Raw genomic sequence first — 20,051 nt, forward strand, 5'->3', positions numbered from 1 at the left:
TAGGAAATCCCGATCTCCGCCCCTCCGTGTGCGATAAGGATCCATTATGCCGACATGGCCGCCCGAGGTGTCTGGTGGTATGTTGACTCGCCGTACACCGAAAAGCTTAGGTTGGGGAAATTCGCCCCCTTCCTTTGAGTGTGCCCAGTGTGACGGAAATGTCCCCTTCGGTGCGTCCGCCCGTGCCGGAACCAGGAGCGACGGTGCGGCCGGACGTGGAGCCCCATGACTGTTGAGACCTCCCTCCCCAGAGGAGGCATGCCCGCGTGGCTGTCCGCGCCGCGCTGGCTCCTCCTCCCGCTCGCGGCGCTGCTCTTGTGGGCCGTGCTCCCGTGGGCCGTGCCCGAGGCCCGGACCCCGCCCGTCCTGGTCGCCTCCGCGGTCCTCCTCCTGCTCCTGCTGGTCCTCGCGGTGCTGCTCAACCAGCGCGACCGGCGGATCCGCGACCTGGGCGCGCGGCTCGACGCGCTGCGCGCCGACAGCGCATCCCTGGCCGACGAGCACCTGCCCCTCCTGGCCCGGCGCCTGCGCGCGGGCGACTCCGCCGACACGGCCCTGCGCGCCCTGCCCCTTCCCGCCGACCACGGGAGCCGCGCCGTCCTGCGGGCCGTGGCCACCGAGATCGCCGCGGCCGAACGCCGGCGCTCGGCCGCGATGGCCGCCTGCGCCACCGCCGCCGGGCGCGTCCAGGCCCTGAGCACCACCATGCTCGCCGACCTGCGCCGGATGCAGGAGCGCTACGGCGACGGCGAGGCGAACGCCGACATCCTCGGCGACCTCATGCACCTGGACCACAGCACCGCCCAGACCGGACGCGTCGCCGACAGCATCGCCGTCCTCACCGGGGCCCGCTCCGGCCGCCGCTGGGGCCGGGCCATCGGCATGGAGAGCGTCGTCCGCGGCGCCATGGCCCGCATCGGCTCCTACCAGCGCGTACGCGTGCACAACGCCTCCACGCAGGCGATCGCCGGGTTCGCTGCCGAGGGCGTCATCCACGCCCTGGCCGAGATCCTGGACAACGCCACCAGGTTCTCCCCGCCCACCGCCGAGGTCCACGTCCACGTGGAGGAGGTCCAGGCCGGGATCGCGGTCATGGTCGAGGACGGCGGCCTGGTCATGGGGGAGGAGGCCCTGCGCCGCGCCCGCCGCACCGTCGAGAACGGCCTGGACCTGGCCGCCATCTCCGGAACCCGCCTGGGCCTCTCGGTCGTCGGCCAGATCGCCCACCGCTACGGCCTGTCGGTGTCCTTCCGCTCCTCCTCCCGGGGCGGCACCGCGGTCGTCCTCCTGCTGCCCCGCAAGCTCGTCAAACCCCTTCCCGCGCCCGCGGTCCCCGACTCCCCGGCCTCCCCGCCCGGGGACGCACGGGAACCCCGGACCGCCCCCACGCCCGCCCCGGCCGCTCCGGCCGAGGCGGAGACCACCGCCGAGGACGTCGGCGGACTGCCCCGGCGCCGCCGCGGCCGGACCCTCGCGGCGGCCGAGAACACCAGGCCCGCACCCCGCAGGAGCAACCCCGCCGCCGTGGCGAGGGGCTTCGGCGAGTTCCGCTCCGCGGTGCGCGGCCCGACCGACAAGGACGCATGATGGACCTCGACAAGCTGACCTGGCTCCTCGAAGGCCTCCTGGAACGCACGCCCGGCACCCGCCACGCCCTCGTGCTCTCCCGCGACGGGCTCAAGCTGTGCCACAGCTCCGGCCTGCGCGCCGACAGCGCCGACCACCTCGCCGCGATCGCCGCCGGGGTGCAGAGCCTGGCGCACAGCGCCTCGGTGGAGTTCGGGGACGGGGCGGGCGGCGTCCGCCAGGCCATGGCCGAGTTCTACGGCGGCCTGCTCTTCATCGTCGAGGCCGGACACGGCGCCCACCTGGCCGTCATCACCTCCGAGGAGGCCGAACCCGGCCTGGTCGGCCACAACATGAACGAGCTGGTCGAGCAGATGGGTGAGTACCTGACCACCCCGCCCCGCGCCGCCGCGGGACCGGTATGACCCGCCCGCACCACCAGGAGGGGCCCGACCGCCTCTACGTCATCACCTCGGGCCGCAGCGGCGGGGCCGACGAGTCCCTGGACGCGGTGACCCTCATCGTGGCCGAGAGCGGGCCCGCCCCCGGCATGCAGTCCGAGCACGCCCGGATCCTGCGGCTGTGCCGCGGCCCGACGGCGGTGGTGGAGATCTCCGCCCACCTGCGCCTGCCCGTGGCGATCGTGCGCATCCTGGTCACCGACCTCCTCGACACCGGCCTGGTCACCGCGCGCCACCCCCGGCCCGCGCCCTCGCCGGCCCGACCCCTCGCCTCCCCGGACGTGTTGGAGAAGGTGCTCGTTGCACTCCACAACCTCTGATCCCCCCGCGGCCCCGCCCCCGGCCGCCCCGCACGCCTCCGCGGGCCCCGCCCGCGTCCCGCTGCCCGACACCGCCGAGTACGCCCTCAAGATCGCGGTCGTGGGCGGCTTCGGGGTCGGCAAGACCACCCTGGTCCGCTCGGTCAGCGAGATCCGCCCGCTCAGCACCGAGGAGACCATGACCCGGGCGGGGCACGGGGTCGACGACGTGGACGGCGTGGAGGCCAAGCGCGCCACCACCGTCGCCTTCGACTTCGGCCGCATCACCCTGGACGCCACCTCGGTGCTCTACGTCTTCGGCGCCCCGGGCCAGGAGCGCTTCTGGTTCCTGTGGGACCGCCTGTTCTCCGGAGCCCTGGGCGCGGTCGTCCTGGTCGACACCCGCCGCCTGGAGGACTCCTTCTACGCCATCGACCGCCTGGAGGCCCAGGGCACCCCCTTCGTCGTGGCCCACAACGACTTCGGCGGGACCGGCCACAGCCTGGAGAAGGTGCGCGCCGCCCTGGACCTGGACGCCTCCGTCCCCCTGCTGCGCTGCGACGCGCGCTCGCGCGACTCGGCCAAGCAGGTCCTCATCGCGCTGGTCGACCACGTCCGCGCCCTGGTCACGGGAGGCACCCGGTGAGCGTCCCCCACTCCTGCCCGGTCCGCCTCCACGGCCCCGGCTTCCGGGACGACCCCGGCGGCCTCTACCGGACCATGCGCGCCGAGCACGGTTCGGTGGTGCCCGTGCTCCTGGAGGGCGACGTGCCCGCGTGGCTGGTCATCGGCTACCGCGAGCTGCACCACGTGCTCAGCACCCCCGAGGTGTTCGCGCGCTCCTCGCGCCGGTGGAACGCCTGGGACCGGGTACCACAGGACTGGCCGCTGCTGCCGCTGGTGATGCAACTGCCCACGGTCCTGTACTCGGAAGGGGACGAGCACCGCAGGCGCGCCGGCGCGGTCGCTGACGCCCTCGCCGGGACCGACCCGCACGAGCTGCGCGCGGTCACCGCCCGCCTGGCCGACCGCCTCGTCGACGGGTTCTGCGCCTCGACCGGAACGGACCTGCGCCCCTCCTACACCGCGCGCCTGCCAGCCCTGGTGCTGAGCTGGCTCTACGGGCTGGACGACGAGCGGGGCGACCACGTCGCCTCCCTCATGACCACCATGATCGACGGCGGGGCCCAGGCGCTGGAGGCCCAGCACGCCCTCCTGGCCGCCATGGCCGAACTCGTCGCCCGACGGCGCGCCGAACCCGGGTCCGACGTGGTCTCGCGCCTGCTCGCCCACCCCGCGGGCTACACCGACGAGGAGGCGGTCCCCGAGCTGGTCGTCATGCTCGGGGGCGGCAACCAGCCCACCGGCGAGTGGCTGGGCAACGCGCTGCGCCTGATGCTCACCGACGACCACTTCGCCTCCTCCCTCGCGGGCGCCCGCCACAGCGCCCGGGAGGCCCTCAACGAGGTCCTGTGGGAGGACACCCCCACACAGGTCCACGCGGGCCGCTTCGCCGTCCACGACGTGGAGCTGGACGGACAGCTCATCCGCCGGGGAGACCTGGTGCTGCTCGGGCTGGCGGGGGCCAACACCGACCCGCGCGTGCGCTCCGCGGTCCCCGCCTCCGGTGACCGGGGCAACCACGCCCACCTGTCCTTCTCCCACGGCGAGCACTCCTGTCCCTACCCGGCCCAGGAGATCGCCGAGATCATCGCGGTGACCGGAATCGAGGTCCTCATGGACCGGCTGCCCGACCTCGAACTGGCCGTCGACCCCTCCGAACTGCGATGGCGCCCCTCGCCCTGGGTGCGGGGCGTCGCCTCACTGCCCGTGGCCTTCACCCCCGTACCGCCCCTGGGAGCGATCTGATGCCCTGCCCCGTCCAGCACGACCCCCACGGCACCCTGGTCCTGGACCCCCACGTCACCGACCTGCGCGCCGAGCGCGAGGCCCTGTACGCCGCCGGACCCCTCACCCGGGTCGAGCTGCCGGGCGGCGTGACCGCATGGGCCGTCACCCACCACGAGGCCGCCCGCGCGCTGCTCACCGACCCCCGCCTGGTCAAGGACGTCGCCCACTGGGACGACTACCAGAACGGCCGCATCCCCGAGGCCTGGCCGCTGCTCAGCACCATCCCGCCGACCCCCACCAACCTCCTGGGCACCGACGGGGCCGAGCACCGCAGGCTGCGCCTGCTCACCGCCCGGGCCTTCTCCGCGCGCAGCGTCGAGCGCCTGCGCCCGCGCATCCGTGAGCTCACCGCCGAACTGCTCGACGCCATGGAGCCCCGCGCGCACGAACCCCTGGACCTGAAGTCGGAGTTCGCCTTCCAGCTGCCGATGAACGTCATCGGCGAGCTGTACGGGGTGGACCGGAGCGAGTTCGACCGCCTGCGCGAGCTGTACGTGAAGTTCTTCTCGTCGGTCACCGGGCCCGAGGAGTTCATGGAGGTCTACGCCACCCTGGAGAAGTACTACGACGACATGGTCGCCGACAGGCGCGCCCGGCCCGGGAACGACCTGACCAGCGAGCTCCTCCGGGCGGACGAGAACGGCGACGTCCTCACCGACCTGGAGGTGCGCGGCACCCTCCAGGTCACCGTGGCCGCGGGGCACGAGACCACCGTCAACCTGCTGTCCAACGCCGTGCGCGCCCTGCTCGCCCACCCCGAGCAGTTCGCCCTGGTCAAGGAGGGCAAGGTCGGCTGGGACGCGGTCGTGGAGGAGACGCTGCGCTACGACCCGCCCACCTCCAACATGATCTTCCGGTTCGCCACCGAGGACGTCGAGGCCGCCGGGAGCACGATCCGCAAGGGGGAGGCGCTCATGGTCTCCTACGGGGCGGTCAGCCGCGACCGGGCCGAGCACGGTGACGACCCCCACCCCGACGCCTTCGACCTCACCCGCTCCGGGGGCCGCCACATCTCCTTCGGTTACGGGCCGCACGTGTGCCCCGGCGCCACCCTGGCCCGCATGGAGGGGCGGATCGCCCTGCCGATGCTCTTCGAGCGCTACCCCGACCTGGAGCTGGCGGTCCCCGACGGGGAACTGCGCAACCACCCCTCGATCATCGTCAACAGCCTCCAGGAACTGCCCGTGCTGCTGCGCCCCTGAACACCGGACCGCACGGCGCGTGGTCCGCGCCGTGCGGCCCGCGCCGCGTGCCGGACGGCCCCGGGGGGCCTCCCCGCCGTGCCCCGGGCCCGCCGGGGACCCGGGACGGCCCCGCGCCAAGAAGTCCTTACGCTGTGCGACCCCCGTGTTGACGCCTCCCGGCCGTAGGCTCGGCTGGCCGCCGGTCCTCACGGGGGGAGAAGGACATGACACCGACCAGGCTGGCCGCCGCCGCGGCCCTGGCCCTGCTCGTCACCTCCGGCTGCGGGGCACCGCGGGACGCGGCCCCGGCCGGGGAGGGAGCGGGGGAGGGGTGGACGGCCCAGCCCACCGACCTGCCCGGGCCCCGGCCCGGGCGGCCGGAAGCCGACGGCGCGACGCGCGGGCCCGAGCGGTCCGCGGCTCCGAGCGCCGAGCCCCGGAGCAGGCCCTCCCCGCACGTCCCCCTCGCCGGAACCGGTGGGGAGGAGGCGCGCGCGGTGGCGGCGTCGGGGAGGGCCGTGACGGGGTACGTGGACGCCCTGGCCCGGGCCGGGGACCCCGGCCGGATGCGCGGGGGGCTGCCCCGCACCGCCGAGGGCTCCGCCGCACGCGCCTACCTCCTCCACCAGGCGGCGGTCGCCCAGGCCCGGGCCGACGGGGGACGCCCCGCCCGAAACGCCGAGGTCGGTCACACACCGGACGGCTACGAACTGTGCCCCGGCGGCGACCCGGCCGCCGAACCGGACACCGGACCGGCCTGCGTCGCCTACGGCGGCTTCACCGCCGAGGACGGCCTGCTCACCGAACTCCGCGTGGACGGCCGCGATCCGGGGCCAGACCTGCTGGCCGCCGAGGACGTGACGGACGAGTCCGAGGGGGTGCGCGCCCGGCTGCTGACCGCCTACCGCGCCGCCCCCGACGAGCCCCTGGCGGTGACGGTGGAGTTCACCACCGAAGACGGCGTCAGCCTCGACCTGCTCCAGGCCTCCTACACGGGAGGCGGAAGCGGCGGCGGTGACGGTCGGGGCCGTGACGGCCAGGGCCATGGAGGTCGGGGCGGCGACGAGCGCCGGGCGAGCGAGGCGGCGGGGCGCTACGCGCTCGACGCCGGAGAGGGCACCCACGCCGCGTTCCTCTTCCCCGAGGCGGAACCCGGCGGCACGCTCACGGTGGGCGGCTGCCTGGAGGAGTGCTCGGCCATGGTCGACATCGAACTGCCCGTCGGGTAGCGGATCGCCCGAACGTGTTCCCGGTGTGGCGGGAGGTTCCTGACCCGCGATGATCTTGTACTCATGTCGGGGTTCGGTGCTCCAACCCCGCTACGGGTACGAGATCACGGCGGAAGGGGGCGGGCCGGTGAACCTCCACGGGCACCGCCCTACCCGCGGTGCCCGCCGCGCATGACCCGTGCGGGCAGGTCCGAGACCAGGGTGCCGTACCCGGTCGCCGCCCACACGCCGCGCTCCGGCGGCACGGAGTAGTAGGGCAGCGGACGTGCGCCCCTTCCACGCCGAGGAACCCCTACCGCTCGCGGCGTACCCGCCCCTCGTCCCACACCGGCTCCGGTGCCTCGTAGACGCCCCCGTCGGCGCCGAACACCACGAACCGGTCGAACCCGCGCGCGAACCAGCGGTCGTGCGTCACCGCCAGGATCGTGCCGTCGTAGGCCTCCAGCGCCGACTCCAGCGCCTCCGCCGAGACCACGTCCAGGTTGTCCGTGGGCTCGTCCAGCAGCAGCATCGTCGACCCCGACAGCTCCAGCAGCAGGATCTGGAACCGCGCCTGCTGCCCGCCCGAGAGCGTGTCGAAGGTCTGCTCCGCGGCCGGCGCCAGCTCGTAGCGGTCCAGCGCCCGCCCCGCCTCGTCGCGGGGCACGCCCCGGCGGGTGCCCTGCCCCCGGTGCAGGATGTCCAGCAGCGTGCGGCCCGCGAACTCGGGGTGCTCGTGGGTCTGCGCGAACCACCCCGGCAGTACGCGCGCGCCCAGCCGCGCCGTGCCGCCGTGCTCCACCGGCGACACCTTCGTCCGCTCCTCCTCCGGCAGCACCGACGACTCCGGATCGCTGCCGCCCCCGGCCGCCAGGCGCAGGAAGTGCGACTTGCCCGACCCGTTGGAGCCCAGCACCGCCACCCGCTCGCCGTACCAGACCTCCAGGTCGAACGGGCGCATGAGCCCGGTCAGCTCCAACCCCTCGCACACCAGGGCCTGTTTGCCCGTCCGGCCGCCGCGCAGCCGCATCCGCAGGTTCTGCTCGCGGGGCAGCTTCTGCGGCGGCCCCGCCTCCTCGAACCTGCGCAGCCGGGTCCGGGCCGACTGGTAGCGCGAGGCCATGTCGGAGTTGTAGGCGGCCTTCTGCTTGTAGGTGACCACCAGCGTCCTGAGCTTGGCGTGCTCCTCGTCCCAGCGCCGCCGCAGCTCGTCCAGCCGCGCGAACCGCTCCCGGCGGGCGTCGTGGTAGGTGTCGAACGCGCCCCCGTGCACCCACGCCGTGTTGCCCGCGGCGCCCAGTTCGACCGTGACGATCCGGTCCGGGACCCGGCTCAGCAGCTCCCGGTCGTGCGAGACGAACAGGACCGTCTTGGGGGTGGCCAGCAGCGCCTCCTCCAGCCAGCGCTTGCCCGGCACGTCCAGGTAGTTGTCCGGCTCGTCCAGCAGCAGCACCGGCGCGGGCCCCCGCAGCAGGGCCTCGATGACCAGCCGTTTCTGTTCCCCGCCCGACAGCGTGCGCACCTCGCGCCACCGGCAGCGCTCGTAGGGGGCGCCCAGCGCCGCCGTGCAGCACTGGTCCCACACGACCTCGGCGTCGTAGCCCCCGGCGTCGCCGTAGCGGGCGATGGCCCCGGCGTAGCGCATCTGCGTCCTCTCGCCGTCGTCGACCATCATGGCGGCCTCGGCCGCCTCCAGGTCCGCGTGCGCCTCGCGCACCGGCGCGGGGGAGACCGACACCAGCAGTTCGTGGACGGTGGTCTCGTCGCGCACGTGCCCGATGAACTGCGGCATCACGCCGAGATCGCCGTCCAGGGTGACCGCGCCGCCCTGGGGGCGCTGCTCGCCGCGCACGATCCGCAGCAGGGTGCTCTTGCCCGCGCCGTTGGCCCCCACCAGCGCCGCCTTGGACCCCTCGCCGACGCGGAAGGACACCGAGTCCAGCAGGACCCGACCGTCGGGAAGGGTGTGGCTGACCTGGTTGACGTCGATGTAGCCCAAGACCGCTCTCCACAGGGGTTTCGCCGTACGCGCCCCGTCACCGCCGCGAGCGCCCCGGCAGGCTTCCACGGCGCGACGCGCGCCCGCAACCGGTTTTCCCAGGTGCGGGCATCGGCGCGCGGCCGCGAACGGCCCGGTCAGAGGGGTACGCGCTGCCCTCGGGGGAGCAGCCGGACGCGCTCGCCCCAGCCCAGACCCTCCATGCGGTCGAGGAAGCGGCTGAGCGGGGACTTGAAGCGCCGGTAGTCGTCGTAGTGGATGGGCGCGGCGACCGCCGGGTTCACCAGACGGGCCATCTCCGCCCCCTGCCTGTCGTCCATGGTCACCAGGATCCCGCCGGGCAGCGCCGTGCCGCCCAGGTGGAGCAGAGCCATGTCGATGTGCGGATACTGCCGGGGTATCCGCGCGATGTCCTCGTAGACCAGGGTGTCGCCGGTGACGTAGACGCGGAACTCGTCCTGCTCCCCGACCGCGCCGAACTCCAGGATGCTGCCCATGACCGGCGGCAGCAGCCGGTGCACGAGCCGGGGCCCGTGGCGTCCGGGGACCGACGTGACGCGGACCCGGGTGCGGCCGCGCGTGATGGTCTCCTCGTCCCAGGTCCGCAGCCCCACCGCGGCGCCGAACCCCCAGCGGTCCAGGCGTCGGGCCGCCTGGCCGGTGGTCAGGATCGGCGTCTCCCGGGCCAGGCCGCGCCGCGCGACGCGGTCGAAGTGGTCGCCGTGCATGTGCGAGAGCACGATCCCGTCGACCCGGCCGACGTCGCAGACGTCCAGGGCGGGGCCGATCCGGCGGCGGGTGGCCAGGCCGTAACCGAGGTAGGCCCACTGCCCCTCGTGCAGGAAGTTGGGGTCGGTCATCACCACGAGGCCGTCCCAGCCGATGAGCACCGTGGCGTTTCCGACGAACTGGATCCAGCGGTCGTGCTCGGTACCGTCCATGCCCCCGCACTACCCGGTCCGGCGCCGGGCTACCAGCCGTGCCGGAGCGCCTTCGCCGCACGTCACCGGCTCGCCCGGCCCGCGGCGGCCCCGAACCACCTCGGCATCCGGTCGAGCAGGTCCCGCTGGTCCCCACCGGCCCACGCCACGTGGCCGTCCGGCCGCAGCAGCACGGCGGGCGCGCCCAGCTCCCCGCCGGCGTCGCCGACATCGACGACGTGGTCGACCCGGTCCGCCCAGCCCGCCGCCGAGAGCCGACCGGTCCGGTCGAGCAGCAGCCCGCGGCCGCCGTGCGTCAGCTCGTAGAGGCGTCCCCGCGTCAGACCGATGTCGCGCATCCGCCTGCCGAGCAGGGCGTGCCCCCCGCCGAAGTCGTAGCGGAGGTCCGTCGCGGTGACGAGCCCGGTCACGTACCGGTTCACCTCCTCGAAGTCCATCAGCTTCGAGAGCAGGCCCCGCAGCGCGACCGCACCCGGCTCGGTGCCCAGCAGCGTGGTCTGCGCGCGGGTGTTGTCCAGCACGTCGGCGGCCACCGGGCGCCGTTCGGCGTGGTAGCTGTCCAGCAGCCCCTCCGGCGCCCAGCCGTTGACCTCGGCGGCCAGCTTCCAGCCGAGGTTGAACGCGTCCTGGACACCGAGGTTGAGCCCCTGCCCGCCGGTCGGCGGATGGACGTGCGCCGCGTCCCCGGCCAGCAGCACCCGGCCGACCCGGTAGCGCTCGGCCAGTCGGGTGGCGTCGCCGAACCGGGACAGCCAGCGCGGCGAGCGCACGCCGAAGTCGGTGCCCGCGTGGGCCCGCAGCTGCCGCCTGAACTCTTCGAGGGTCGGTGCGCTCGTGCGGTCCTCGGCCACCCCGTCGGCGGGCACGACGACGCGGTACACCCCGGCCCCGTCCCCGCCCTTGAGGGGAGTGAGGCCGAACCGCAGCTGGGTCCCGCGGACCTCCTCGACGACGGCGGCGATCGTCGCCGGGTCCTCGGTCGCCTCCATCTCGCCCAGCAGCGTCTCGACCCGGGCGGGCTCACCGGGGAAGCCGACGCCGAGCAGCCCGCGCACCGTGCTGCGGGCGCCGTCGCAGCCGACGAGGTAGCGCGAGCGCAGGTGCGTGCCGTCCGCCAGCTCGACGGTCACCCCGTCCCCGTCCTGGCCCAACCCGACCAGTGCGCGGCCGCGCCGGACGTCGGCGCCGAGTTCGAGGGCGCGCTCCCTGAGCAGCCGCTCGGTGACCGGCTGCTCGATGGCCAGGCCGTACGGGTGGGCCGTGTCCAACCGGTCGGGCCACGGCTTGGTGATGCCGCCGAAGAGGCCGCCGACCCGGAACCTCTCACCGGCCGCGAGGAACCGCTCCAGCAGGCCGCGCTGGTCCAACACCTCGACGCTGCGCGTGTGCAGACCGAGGGCGCGGGCCTGCCGGGTCGGCTCGGTCAGCCTCTCCAGCACGACCACGCGCACACTGTGCAGCCGCAACTCGCTGGCCAGCATCAGGCCGGTCGGTCCGCCACCGACCACGATCACGTCGATCATGAATTCCCCGTTCAAAGGACTGCTTCCCCGTAGGCTGCTTCTCCAGCAGCCGTTCCGTGTGTTCCGGCGGCGCGCATCCGCGTCTCCGAACCGGTTTCCTGTGAGCGCGCCCCGGACCCCACCAGCGGCCCGGCGCCGGTGCGCGTCCTGTGCGCCGACACCGGCACACGCTTTTCGCGTATCCCGGATTTGCGCGGATTCCGGCTTCGAGGGGAAATTGTGCGGCACGACCCGGGTCTTGCCGCAAGCCCCCGGGTGCGCTATAGATTGAGAATGGCGGAAGATATTTTTCCGCTCTCCGTCGCTTTCCGTCAGCAATGGGCGACTCCCTTGTGGACGGCGCCGCGCAACCTCGCGGCCGTGCCGTGACCGGGCGTGTGGCCGCACGGCCCGGTGTCCCTCCCGGATCCGGGGACGGATGTGTGTCGCAACCCCTTCGCCGCCCCGGACGGTAGTTGTATGGGTGTCCTGGGTGAGTAACGCGTGGTGAGGGACGCCAGGGGTCTCGCGTCGTTCCACCGGTCCGGCCGAGGGCGGGCCCGGCGGTGGGCGCGGACCGGCGCCCGGTGCCACCGGACGGGGGAGACGCATGCAGATCGGGTACAAGCTGGCGGCCGAGGCCTTCGGGCCGGAGGAGCTGGTCCGGCAGGCGGAGCTGGCCGAGCGCGCCGGGTTCGACTTCGTGGAGATCAGCGACCACTACCACCCCTGGCTGGACAACCAGGGCCACTCGCCCTTCGCCTGGACGGTGCTCGGCGCCATCGCGACCAGGACCGAGCGGATCGGCCTGGCCACCGGGGTGATCTGCCCGACCGTGCGCTACCACCCGGCGATCATCGCCCAGGCCGCCGCGACCCTGTCCCTGCTCTCGAAGGGCCGGTTCGTCCTCGGCGTCGGCTCCGGGGAGCGGCTCAACGAACACGTCGTCGGCCAGGAGTTCCCCGACGCGGTCCAGGTGCGCCACCACATGCTGCGCGAGGCCCTGGAGATCATCCGCCTGCTGTGGAACGGCGGCTACCAGTCCTACGAGGGCGAGTACCTGCGCCTGGAGGACGCCCGGGTGTTCGACCTGCCCGAGGAGGCGCCGCTGATCGCCGTCGCCGCCAGCGGAGGGCAGTCGGCCAAACTCGCCGCCGAACTCGGCGACGGGCTGTTCGCCACCGAACCCAAGTCCAAGATCGTGCGGGCCTACCGCGACGCCGGAGGAGACGGTCCCCGCTACGCCGAGGTGCCCATGGCCTGGGCCGAGGACGAGCACACCGCCGCCCAGGCGGCCCTGGAGACCTCCCGCTGGGCCCTGACCGGCTGGAAGGTCATGAGCGAGCTGCCCAACCCGGTCAACTTCGCGGCCGCCACCACCACGGTCCGGGAGGAGGACGTGCTGGGGCACTTCGCCTGCGGGCCCGACCCCGAACGCTACGTCGAGGCCGTCCGCGCGTACGTCGACGCGGGCTTCGACCGCCTGGTCATGCAGAACGCCGGGCCCGACCCCGACGGGTTCGTCGACTTCTACCGGCGCGAGCTGGACGGACCCCTGCGCGCGCTCGCCACCTGACCGCTGCCCTCCGGCGGAGCGGGCCGGCGTCCGGGCCTTTCAGGCCCCACCTCCCGGACACCGGCCCTGACGTGCTGTCCTCCCCGGGCCGAAGCGGATCCGCCGATGAAAGGGCCGGTTTCTTCGTCCCGGTCCACACGTGAAAGCGGTGGAGAAGACGGGAGAACGCTCACGTCCCCGACGGGGAGAGGTTCCGTGTTTCCTTTTCTGTTGACACCTCTGTACGCCTCCGTGAGGATCTCCGGTAGCGCGCGCGTGTAGGCGCGCGGTTTCCGTCCACACGAAAGCGCTGTGCATGACCGGCTCCCGGATATGGTTCACGGCCGCCCTCGCCCTCGTGCTCGCCCTCGTCGTCGGCGCCGGGGGACTGCTGCCGCAGAGCTGGCCGGAATGGGTTTCCCGCGTGGTCGTCGTCGTGGGCCTGGCCGCCGGTGTGGCGCTGCCCCTGACCGCCAAGGTCCTGGAGAGGGAAGCCGCGAGCAGATCGGCCAGCGCCCTCCCGCCGGGCGTCTTCCTGCGCAGAATCGCCGATATCAGCGAACTCGGCGTGCTGGGCATCAGGCCCGCACGCGAACCGTACACAGGTGACGGGGACGGCGTCGGGAGAACACCCGCTTATATCGAACGGTCGGCCGACGCCGAGCTGCGGGAAAAACTGGGGCGTTACCCGTTTCTCCTGCTCGTCGGACGCCCGAAGGCGGGAAAGTCCCGCTCGTTGTTCGAGGCCCTGCGCGTCCGGCCGTGGAAGCGGTACTCCCTCGTCGTCCCCAGCGGTAGGGAGGACCTCGCCGCGGCCGCACGCTACGCCGCGGCGAAGCGCCGGTCCGTGCTCTGGTTGGACGACCTGCCCCGGTTCCTGGAGGACGGCAAGCTCCCCGCCGGTGCGTTGCACACGATGATCGCCGAGGGCAGGGCTCCGCGGGTGGTCGCGACCTCCTCCACCTACCTGGAGGAGGAGAGCGGGAGGTGGCTCCGGCCGGAGCACCCCGACAACATCGACGTCAAGGTCCTCCAACTGCCCGTTGACAACCCTCCGGTCGACGAACGCGAGGCCCAGCGGCTCGGGCGCCTGGACGGCCGTCTGGCGGACGCGCTGCGTCAGTGGGCCGCGCACCGCATCGACATCGCCCGCTACCTCGCGGCCGGCACGGAGGCCGTCGAGGAGTGGGAGAGCCTGCGGTCGGAGGAGGACCAGAGGGTGGCGGTGCTCGTCCAGGCCGCCTGCGACCTGCGTCGGATGGGGATGACGGGACCCCTGCCCGTGGACGCGGTGGAGCTCGTCTACCGGTGCCACCGGGGCGGCGCCTGGTCCGAGGAGCGCGAGGACCTCCCCGGGCTGTGGCGGCTGGCCGGACTCGACCGCAGGACGAGGTCCGACGCCGACGCTCGCCCCGACGGCCTGCTCACGCTCCTACCGGACGATCCGGACCGGTGCGTGGTGAGGGAGGACCTCGTCGACGAGATCCAGCGCAACCCGGACCTGAGCGCGGGGCGCCCGCTGCCGGAGGTCACCGCCTTCCTCCTCCAGCACGCAGAGACCGGTACCGAGGTACTCACCGCGGTCATGCACGAAGCCTTCAACAGCGAGGACTGGCAGCTGGCGGAGCGTGCGGCGCTCCACCGCGTCGAACGCGCCGAGCGCGCCGGAGCCGACGAGGAGGAAACCGCGAGGCTGCGCATAGACCACGCACGCGCGCTGCAGTTCCTCGGCGGGCATGACGAGGCGGAACGGGTCCTCGCCGGCGTTCTGGAAAGCGCCGACGACCAGACCCGGTGGTCGGCGGTCGGCGCCCTGCTCACAGTCGGATTCCGGGCCATGAGACACGGTTCGCTCCAGGAGGCCGAGCGGTGCCTCACCCGGGCCAGGGAGGGGATCGGGCGCTGGCCCGAGGCGCCCGAGGCCGACCCCACGGCACCGTACGCCTATCTGGGCGAGGCCGGCCTGCTGGCGGCCCTGCTCCACGACGCCGGCTTCGGAGACGGTTCCGGAGCCGTCGAAGCGTGCCGGCGCTCCTACGACGAGCTCCACCGCAGGCTTCCCGCGGACCACTCCTACGTCCTGCACGCACAGGTGAACCTGGGCACCGCCCTCCTCGTCGAGAGCATGTCCGACGGCTCCGAGACAGACGTCTCCCAGGCGGTCGAGCTGCTCTCGCACGGACTGGACAAACTCGAACACGGGGTCGGCGAGCGCCACGTGTTCTCCCTTGAGGCCCGACTCGTGCTCGCGATGGCGTACATGCACCAGCGCAGGAGGTCCGCGGCGACGGAACTGCTCGACTCCCTGATCCGCCGCGCCCGGGGCCCCGGGACGGACCTCTCCCCTCAGGTACTGGTCGCCGCGCTCTCCCTGAGGGCGTCCTGCGACTTCTGGGGCGGACGGATCCGTCGCGGGGAGGAGACCCTGGCGGAGGCGGTCCGTACGGCCGACGCGTGGCCGGACCTGCCGCCGGACGCCGCTCACATGCCCCGTCTGATCCTGGCGCTGCGCCTCCTGGCGGCCCGGCGGTTCGAGGAGACCCACGCAGTGATGGAGCGGGCGGAGGAGGGGCTCTACCCTTCCCTGTCCGCGGACGGGACCTTCCGCGAACTCGGCGTGTTCCTCGCCCGGTACCGCCTGCACCACCGCGGTGCGCGCGACACGGAGGAGACCGCCCGGCGGGTCCACGAGGGCCTGGCCAGGGCGCTGCCCCCCGGTGACGTGCAGCGCCGGGAGGCCGCCTACACCCTCGGGGAGGCCCTGGCGGGGCAGGGCCGGTTCGAGGAGGCCGAACCCCACTTCGCGGAGGCGTTGCGCGTGGACGCCGAGGGCCGCCGCGAACCGGTCGGGGGAGAGGATCCCGATCGCGAGCCCGGCCGCGCGCGGGCGTTGCTGGTCCGTGCCAACGCCGCGCTCGCGCTCCAGAGGGCGGGAACGGCCGGCCTCGACGTACCGGGCCACGTACCTCAGCAGAGGCGCCGCCGTGCCGGGAGAGAGGGAAGACACCTGTACACGGCGTACGCGATGTCTCGGTGCGACAGAGAAATGGTCCAGGTCGACGCGGCGTCGCGCCCGGCTACGCCCGAGAGCCAGGAACTCCTCGTCAGACTCGGCCGGGGGCTCCTGGACGACGGCGAACTCCGGGCCGCCGAACGGCTCCTGCGCTCGGTCGTGCTGGTGCGCGACCGTTCCGGCCGCGGCGACGGCACACCTCGGGAGGCCGCCTCCCTGCTCGCCCTCTCCCTGCGCGGCCAGGGAAAGGAGGACGAGGCGCTGTGGTGGTACAGGCGCGAGCTCGGGGCACTTGAGGACGCCCGGGCGGGCGACGGCGCGGAGGCGGTGCGCCTGCGGGGGGAGGTCGCCGACCGGAAGGAGGCCGCCACCCGGATCCGGGAGCTCGACGAACGCCTCGACAGGGCCGTGCTCGCCTCCGTCAGCGGTCCCGGCCCCGTCGACCACGGTCCCGTCACCGAAGTCGAGCAGGAGTACCGTGAGCACTACGTCCGGTCCCTGGCCGAGCTCGGCGACGGCCACCCGATCACCCGGACGGCCGCCTACGGTCTGGGCCGCTGCCTGGCGGCACAGAGCCGTTTCGCCGAGGCGCACACGTACTTCTGCGCCGGGCTGGAGATCGATCCGCGGACCGGTCGTTCCCGACGCCGGGAGCGGTACTCGTGGGGCACGCGCGCGGGCGCGCTGGTCGTCGTCGTGTGCCTTCTCCCCCTCCACTGGCTGGTGTTCGCTCTGGTGCGGGCACTGGCACGGACGAGGCCGGTCCTGTGGACCCAGCCCGTGCGCGGCAACGCGAAGCGGTACGGGAAGGCACGGGGGCTGCGCGTCTGGCGCAGCGTTCTGGGGCCCGACAACCGGTGGGTGGCCTTCCTGACCGCCGACATGGGGGAGAACGCCCACGCCGCCGGTGACCTCGACTCCGCCGAGAGGCATCTGCGCGAAGCGGTGCTGATCCTGGAGGGGGCCGACCGGAGCGATCCCTACCTGACCGCTCTCACCACCCACAAACTGGCCTCGGTGCTGCTCGACCGGGGCGACCACGCCGAAGCGGCCCACTGGTTCCTGCGCGTGGCCCCCGCCCTGGACCGTGTCTTCGGAGAGGAGGACCGGGCAGTCCTGGGCCTTCGCGGCGGAGTCCTGCCGCTGCTCCTCCACGCGGGTGACTACGTCCGTGCGGAGGAAATCGCCCTCGACCTCCTGCCCAGGGTGGAGAGGGTGTTCGCCCCCGGCTCCGCCGAGGACGTCTTCGTCCGCCACTGGTACGGGACCGTCCTGCGCAAGACCGGTCGCCGGGATGGGGCGGAGGAGGTGCTGGCCGCCGTGGTCGAAAGGGCCCGGGAGCTGAGGACCGAGATCCTCCCCCTCGCGCTGGCCCAGCTCGGCTGCGTGATCCATGAGCGGGGGCGTCCCGGGAAGGCCCGTCCTCTGCTGGCGGAGGCCGACACGGCCTTCGAGGAGCAGGGACTGGAAGGGCCGATCGTCAACCTGGTGCGCGGTTACCTGGCCGAGGGGAGGCCCCTGGTCTAGCCGCGCGCTCCGCGGGTGCGCGCACGGGGTGAGCCGACCGCCGGGGAGCCGACCGACGGGGAAACGTCGCCGGTGACGCCTACGATCGCGACATGGACCCCCAGAAGGCTCTTTCCGTACGGCTTCCACCCGGACGCACGGTGTCCTCGGAGGACGGCACCCCGCTGCTGTGGCTGAGCGACGACCCCGCGCCGTTCGGACTGTGGTCCCGACTGCTTGCCGAGCACCCCCGCTCCGGGCTGTGGCCGCTGCTCCTGGACGGACTGCGCAGCGAACCGGACCGGCCCTGGGAGTCCCGGGAGCTGTACCCCGAATGGATCTCCTCGCCCTCCGACCACGACCCGGAGGCACTGCTGGCCCGGTGGTGGAAGGAGCACGCCTGCGGCGAGGAGGCCGATCCCGGCGCCGACCGGTTGTCGGTGACCGCGCCCTACGGAGCGTCCTGGCCGGGACGAGCACCGGCCGCGCAGGTGGAGGAGGACCCGGGGGAGTCAGCCGCCGAGTGCGCCGAGATTCTGGTCGAGAACGGAGTGGGCTCGCGCCTGGGGCTTGTCCCGGCCGCCTCGGGCGCCGAGGCCGTGGCCGCGTCCGGTTGGGCGGGGCCGCTCAACTACGACAACGACACCGCCGTGTTCGCGGCCGTCGTGTCCGACTGGGAACGCCGCTTCGGCGCGCGCGTACTGGGCATGGGCTTCGGCACCCTCACCCTGAGCATCGCGGCTCCTCCCGCCGACACCGAGGCCGCCCTGCGCGTGGCGGCCGAGCACTTCGCCTTCTGCCCGGACAACATCTGGCAGAACACCAGCCCCGGCAGGCTGGAGGTCTACGCGGAGCAGTTGGTCGGCTGCCCCGTCTGGCGCTTCTGGTGGGACTGAGAGAACACGGAGAGAAAGCCGAGCGGGTCACGACCGGGGCGGCTCGGGCGCGCCGGAGCCGCCCATCCACCGCGCCAGCCGTTCCCGGTCCACCAGGGTCATGTAACCCTCGCCCTCGCGGGCCGCGGCCTCGGTGAAGCCGTTCGAGGCCACGAACACCCCCCGGTACCCCTCGTAACTGGTGGCGAGGACGCCGAGGAAGGCGCGGACCTCGTTCGGGGGCACCGGGCTGTTCCACCGCTTGCACTGCACCACCACGGCCTGCCCGTCCGGCGCCCGGCCCAGCACGTCCACCCCTCCATCGGAGGCTCCGCCGACCACCGTCACGGCGGTGTAGCCGTGCGTGCGCATCAGCCCCGCGACGTGCTCCTCGAACTCCACCCCGCTCATCCGGTCGACCTCCGACAGGTCGACCCGCGCCACCCGCCACCTCTCCCGGGCCAGGCGCAGCCGCATGCGGCACCACCACACCAGGGCGGCCGCCCCCAGCGCCGCCACGGCCCACAACAGCGGACGCGCCGAACTCTGGGCCACCCACGCGCCGACCATCAAGGCCACGACCACGGCCAGCACGAGGGCGTACCGGTGGCGCCACACGAACCGCCACTCCCGGGGGCCGGTCCTGCCCTCGCCTGGGTACGTCCTGCCTTCAGCCGCGTCGTCCGGGGAGATGTCGGTCATGGACTGCCTCTTCCCCGTCCGGGCGGATCGTCACCCTTGCCGGTACCGGGACGCTGTGGGGAACCCCACGGCGCGGAGCCGTTTCCGGTCCGGGACCCGCCCTGACCACCGCTCACCCGGGACGCGGGGTTCCGGAGCCGGAGCCGAACACGTGGGGGAGGGCCGCTCCCCGTACTGGGTGCGGCCCTCCCCACGCGTGTCTACACGGGTCGTACGAGACCGTCGCAGGACTCGTACCCCTCCGGCGGGTCGCTCCCCTCCACCTTCGGCGTGTCCACGTACAGGTCGGACACCCACCGGCCGTCGTGGAGCAGGTTCCACACGGTCGACTCCCTCGGATACCCGGCGGGGAACTCCTCGTTCCGGGGATCCTTCACGGGGTAGCCGTTGCGGACCTGGCAGACGATGTTCACGTGCACGTGGTCGAACAGGTTCTGCTGGTCGCTCGCCGGGTAGGTGACGTGGGGGCCGCAGCGCGCCTTCACCCCCAGCCCTTCGGTGTAGACGACGGTCGCTGACCGCAGTTCCAGTGGATCCGGGCCCAAGGGGACCGGCGCGTCGCAGGCGGACTGCTCCGTGTTCGCCGCGACGGCCTCACCCGTGTCCGCCGTAGCCTCGCCCTCGACCGCTACGGGGACCACCCCGAAGAAGACCAGGGCCAGGGCGACGATGATCGCCACGATGGCCACCATCGCCACCGCTCCGAGGATCACACCGCCGGAGTTCTTTCCGTTGTTGTTGTGGGAGTTGGTGGTGTTGTGTGAGTTGTTGTTGGTGCTTACGGCGATGTTTGTGCGGTCGTTCACGTGGCTGTCCGATCGCGTGTCCTCGGGCGTGCCCGAATCGTTTTCTGGTGCCTTTTCCGGCGGAGAGGGGAGTTCGGCCTTCTGGAAGAAAGTGCCATACGTCCCGAGAGCCGCGAGAACCAGTCCGAAGAACCCGCTCGCCAGGTTGGCGAACTCGGGGCCGCTGAGTACCAGGGAGGAGAAGGCCGTGCCCAGGAGCACTGCCAGTCCCAGGGTCCCCAGGGTGAGGAAGAGGGGAGAGAAGACGAAGCGTCTTTGCATCGCTACTCCGAGTTCTGAGCTGCGGTGGTTGAGGAAATCCTGCCACAGCATCAATGCCGGAGTGAACTCTGGGGGCGGTTGTAGCGATTTAATAATATGGTCGCTTGTGAATGGAATTCTTTTTTCATGCTTGTGCTGAACTTTAATTTGTGGGGTTACCGTTCTTGACAAGCAGCCCCGCCGGAGTATCCCGAAGGTATGAGGTATTCCACCGGCGGCGGGCTGACCGCCGCAGAACGCCAGCGACGCGAGGCGGTGCGCA

General features: G+C 73.0%; 15 protein-coding genes. 10 read left to right on the forward strand and 5 right to left on the reverse strand.

The window, feature by feature from the left end; genetic code table 11:
• Positions 1-225 precede the first annotated feature (225 nt).
• The 7 genes from HGB44_RS24470 to HGB44_RS24500 all read left to right on the forward strand — a co-directional run bounded on the left by HGB44_RS24470 (position 226) and on the right by HGB44_RS24500 (position 6,650).
• Entirely contained in the window at positions 226-1,587 is a 1,362-nt protein-coding gene (locus tag HGB44_RS24470; RefSeq protein ID WP_231972488.1) for an ATP-binding protein, read from the forward strand.
• The gene (locus HGB44_RS24475; RefSeq protein ID WP_061081374.1) at positions 1,587-1,991 is read left to right on the forward strand and encodes a roadblock/LC7 domain-containing protein; all 405 of its coding nucleotides are present in this window, start codon (positions 1,587-1,589) and stop codon (positions 1,989-1,991) included. Before HGB44_RS24470 ends, HGB44_RS24475 begins: the two co-directional genes overlap by 1 nt.
• The gene (locus tag HGB44_RS24480; protein WP_061081373.1) at positions 1,988-2,347 is read left to right on the forward strand and encodes a DUF742 domain-containing protein; all 360 of its coding nucleotides are present in this window, start codon (positions 1,988-1,990) and stop codon (positions 2,345-2,347) included. Before HGB44_RS24475 ends, HGB44_RS24480 begins: the two co-directional genes overlap by 4 nt.
• Positions 2,328-2,972, forward strand: coding sequence for a GTP-binding protein (locus HGB44_RS24485; protein ID WP_061081372.1), 645 nt, complete (start codon positions 2,328-2,330; stop codon positions 2,970-2,972). The genes HGB44_RS24480 and HGB44_RS24485 overlap by 20 nt, the downstream gene beginning before the upstream one ends.
• Complete coding sequence (locus HGB44_RS24490; RefSeq protein WP_061081371.1) at positions 2,969-4,195, forward strand: cytochrome P450; 1,227 nt, start codon at positions 2,969-2,971, stop codon at positions 4,193-4,195. The genes HGB44_RS24485 and HGB44_RS24490 overlap by 4 nt, the downstream gene beginning before the upstream one ends.
• Positions 4,195-5,439 carry a cytochrome P450 family protein gene (locus HGB44_RS24495; protein ID WP_061081370.1) on the forward strand — a complete coding sequence of 415 codons (1,245 nt, stop codon included), beginning with the start codon at positions 4,195-4,197 and terminating at the stop codon, positions 5,437-5,439. Before HGB44_RS24490 ends, HGB44_RS24495 begins: the two co-directional genes overlap by 1 nt.
• Before the next feature lie 206 nt (positions 5,440-5,645).
• The gene (locus HGB44_RS24500) at positions 5,646-6,650 is read left to right on the forward strand and encodes a hypothetical protein (protein ID WP_061081369.1); all 1,005 of its coding nucleotides are present in this window, start codon (positions 5,646-5,648) and stop codon (positions 6,648-6,650) included.
• 292 nt (positions 6,651-6,942) lie between these two features.
• Here HGB44_RS24500 and HGB44_RS24505 read toward each other — a convergent pair whose 3' ends face one another.
• The 3 genes from HGB44_RS24505 to rox all read right to left on the reverse strand — a co-directional run bounded on the left by HGB44_RS24505 (position 6,943) and on the right by rox (position 11,092).
• On the reverse strand, positions 6,943-8,628 hold the full coding sequence (locus HGB44_RS24505; RefSeq protein WP_061081368.1) for an ABC-F family ATP-binding cassette domain-containing protein: 1,686 nt from the start codon (positions 8,626-8,628) through the stop codon (positions 6,943-6,945).
• A 137-nt stretch (positions 8,629-8,765) separates the two neighbouring features.
• Positions 8,766-9,569, reverse strand: coding sequence for an MBL fold metallo-hydrolase (locus HGB44_RS24510; protein WP_061081367.1), 804 nt, complete (start codon positions 9,567-9,569; stop codon positions 8,766-8,768).
• Positions 9,570-9,631: 62 nt separating this feature from the next.
• Complete coding sequence (gene rox, locus HGB44_RS24515; protein ID WP_061081366.1) at positions 9,632-11,092, reverse strand: rifampin monooxygenase; 1,461 nt, start codon at positions 11,090-11,092, stop codon at positions 9,632-9,634.
• Positions 11,093-11,681: 589 nt separating this feature from the next.
• On the opposite strand from rox, the gene HGB44_RS24520 reads away from it, so the two are divergent.
• From HGB44_RS24520 to HGB44_RS24530, 3 genes are all read left to right on the forward strand, one after another.
• Positions 11,682-12,647, forward strand: a complete 966-nt coding sequence (locus tag HGB44_RS24520) for a TIGR03557 family F420-dependent LLM class oxidoreductase (protein WP_061081365.1) — start codon at positions 11,682-11,684, stop codon at positions 12,645-12,647.
• Between the two features lie 295 nt (positions 12,648-12,942).
• Positions 12,943-17,166 (forward strand): tetratricopeptide repeat protein, encoded by a 4,224-nt coding sequence (locus tag HGB44_RS24525; RefSeq protein WP_061081364.1) that lies wholly within the window; start codon positions 12,943-12,945, stop codon positions 17,164-17,166.
• Positions 17,167-17,258: 92 nt separating this feature from the next.
• Complete coding sequence (locus tag HGB44_RS24530) at positions 17,259-18,041, forward strand: DUF4253 domain-containing protein (protein WP_061081363.1); 783 nt, start codon at positions 17,259-17,261, stop codon at positions 18,039-18,041.
• Positions 18,042-18,068: 27 nt separating this feature from the next.
• Here the strand turns inward: HGB44_RS24530 and HGB44_RS24535 are convergent, their stop codons facing one another.
• On the reverse strand, positions 18,069-18,722 hold the full coding sequence (locus tag HGB44_RS24535) for a restriction endonuclease (RefSeq protein WP_061081362.1): 654 nt from the start codon (positions 18,720-18,722) through the stop codon (positions 18,069-18,071).
• A 200-nt stretch (positions 18,723-18,922) separates the two neighbouring features.
• Positions 18,923-19,840 carry a hypothetical protein gene (locus tag HGB44_RS24540; protein ID WP_210752105.1) on the reverse strand — a complete coding sequence of 306 codons (918 nt, stop codon included), beginning with the start codon at positions 19,838-19,840 and terminating at the stop codon, positions 18,923-18,925.
• Positions 19,841-20,051: the final 211 nt, after the last annotated feature.

Origin of the sequence: Nocardiopsis alborubida (assembly GCF_012396365.1) — a bacterium.
In the GTDB taxonomy this organism is placed as follows: Bacteria; Actinomycetota; Actinomycetes; order Streptosporangiales; family Streptosporangiaceae; genus Nocardiopsis; species Nocardiopsis alborubida.

What these genes read in the sequence shown, in the direction of transcription:
- HGB44_RS24500 (WP_061081369.1), top strand. Translation starts at nt 5,646, where the DNA reads ATGACACCGACCAGGCTGGCCGCCGCCGCGGCCCTGGCCCTGCTCGTC.
- HGB44_RS24525 (WP_061081364.1), top strand. Translation starts at nt 12,943, where the DNA reads ATGACCGGCTCCCGGATATGGTTCACGGCCGCCCTCGCCCTCGTGCTC.
- HGB44_RS24475 (WP_061081374.1), top strand. Translation starts at nt 1,587, where the DNA reads ATGGACCTCGACAAGCTGACCTGGCTCCTCGAAGGCCTCCTGGAACGC.
- HGB44_RS24535 (WP_061081362.1), bottom strand. Translation starts at nt 18,722, where the DNA reads ATGACCGACATCTCCCCGGACGACGCGGCTGAAGGCAGGACGTACCCA.
- HGB44_RS24495 (WP_061081370.1), top strand. Translation starts at nt 4,195, where the DNA reads ATGCCCTGCCCCGTCCAGCACGACCCCCACGGCACCCTGGTCCTGGAC.
- HGB44_RS24540 (WP_210752105.1), bottom strand. Translation starts at nt 19,840, where the DNA reads ATGCTGTGGCAGGATTTCCTCAACCACCGCAGCTCAGAACTCGGAGTA.
- HGB44_RS24470 (WP_231972488.1), top strand. Translation starts at nt 226, where the DNA reads ATGACTGTTGAGACCTCCCTCCCCAGAGGAGGCATGCCCGCGTGGCTG.
- rox (WP_061081366.1), bottom strand. Translation starts at nt 11,092, where the DNA reads ATGATCGACGTGATCGTGGTCGGTGGCGGACCGACCGGCCTGATGCTG.
- HGB44_RS24510 (WP_061081367.1), bottom strand. Translation starts at nt 9,569, where the DNA reads ATGGACGGTACCGAGCACGACCGCTGGATCCAGTTCGTCGGAAACGCC.
- HGB44_RS24530 (WP_061081363.1), top strand. Translation starts at nt 17,259, where the DNA reads ATGGACCCCCAGAAGGCTCTTTCCGTACGGCTTCCACCCGGACGCACG.
- HGB44_RS24520 (WP_061081365.1), top strand. Translation starts at nt 11,682, where the DNA reads ATGCAGATCGGGTACAAGCTGGCGGCCGAGGCCTTCGGGCCGGAGGAG.
- HGB44_RS24480 (WP_061081373.1), top strand. Translation starts at nt 1,988, where the DNA reads ATGACCCGCCCGCACCACCAGGAGGGGCCCGACCGCCTCTACGTCATC.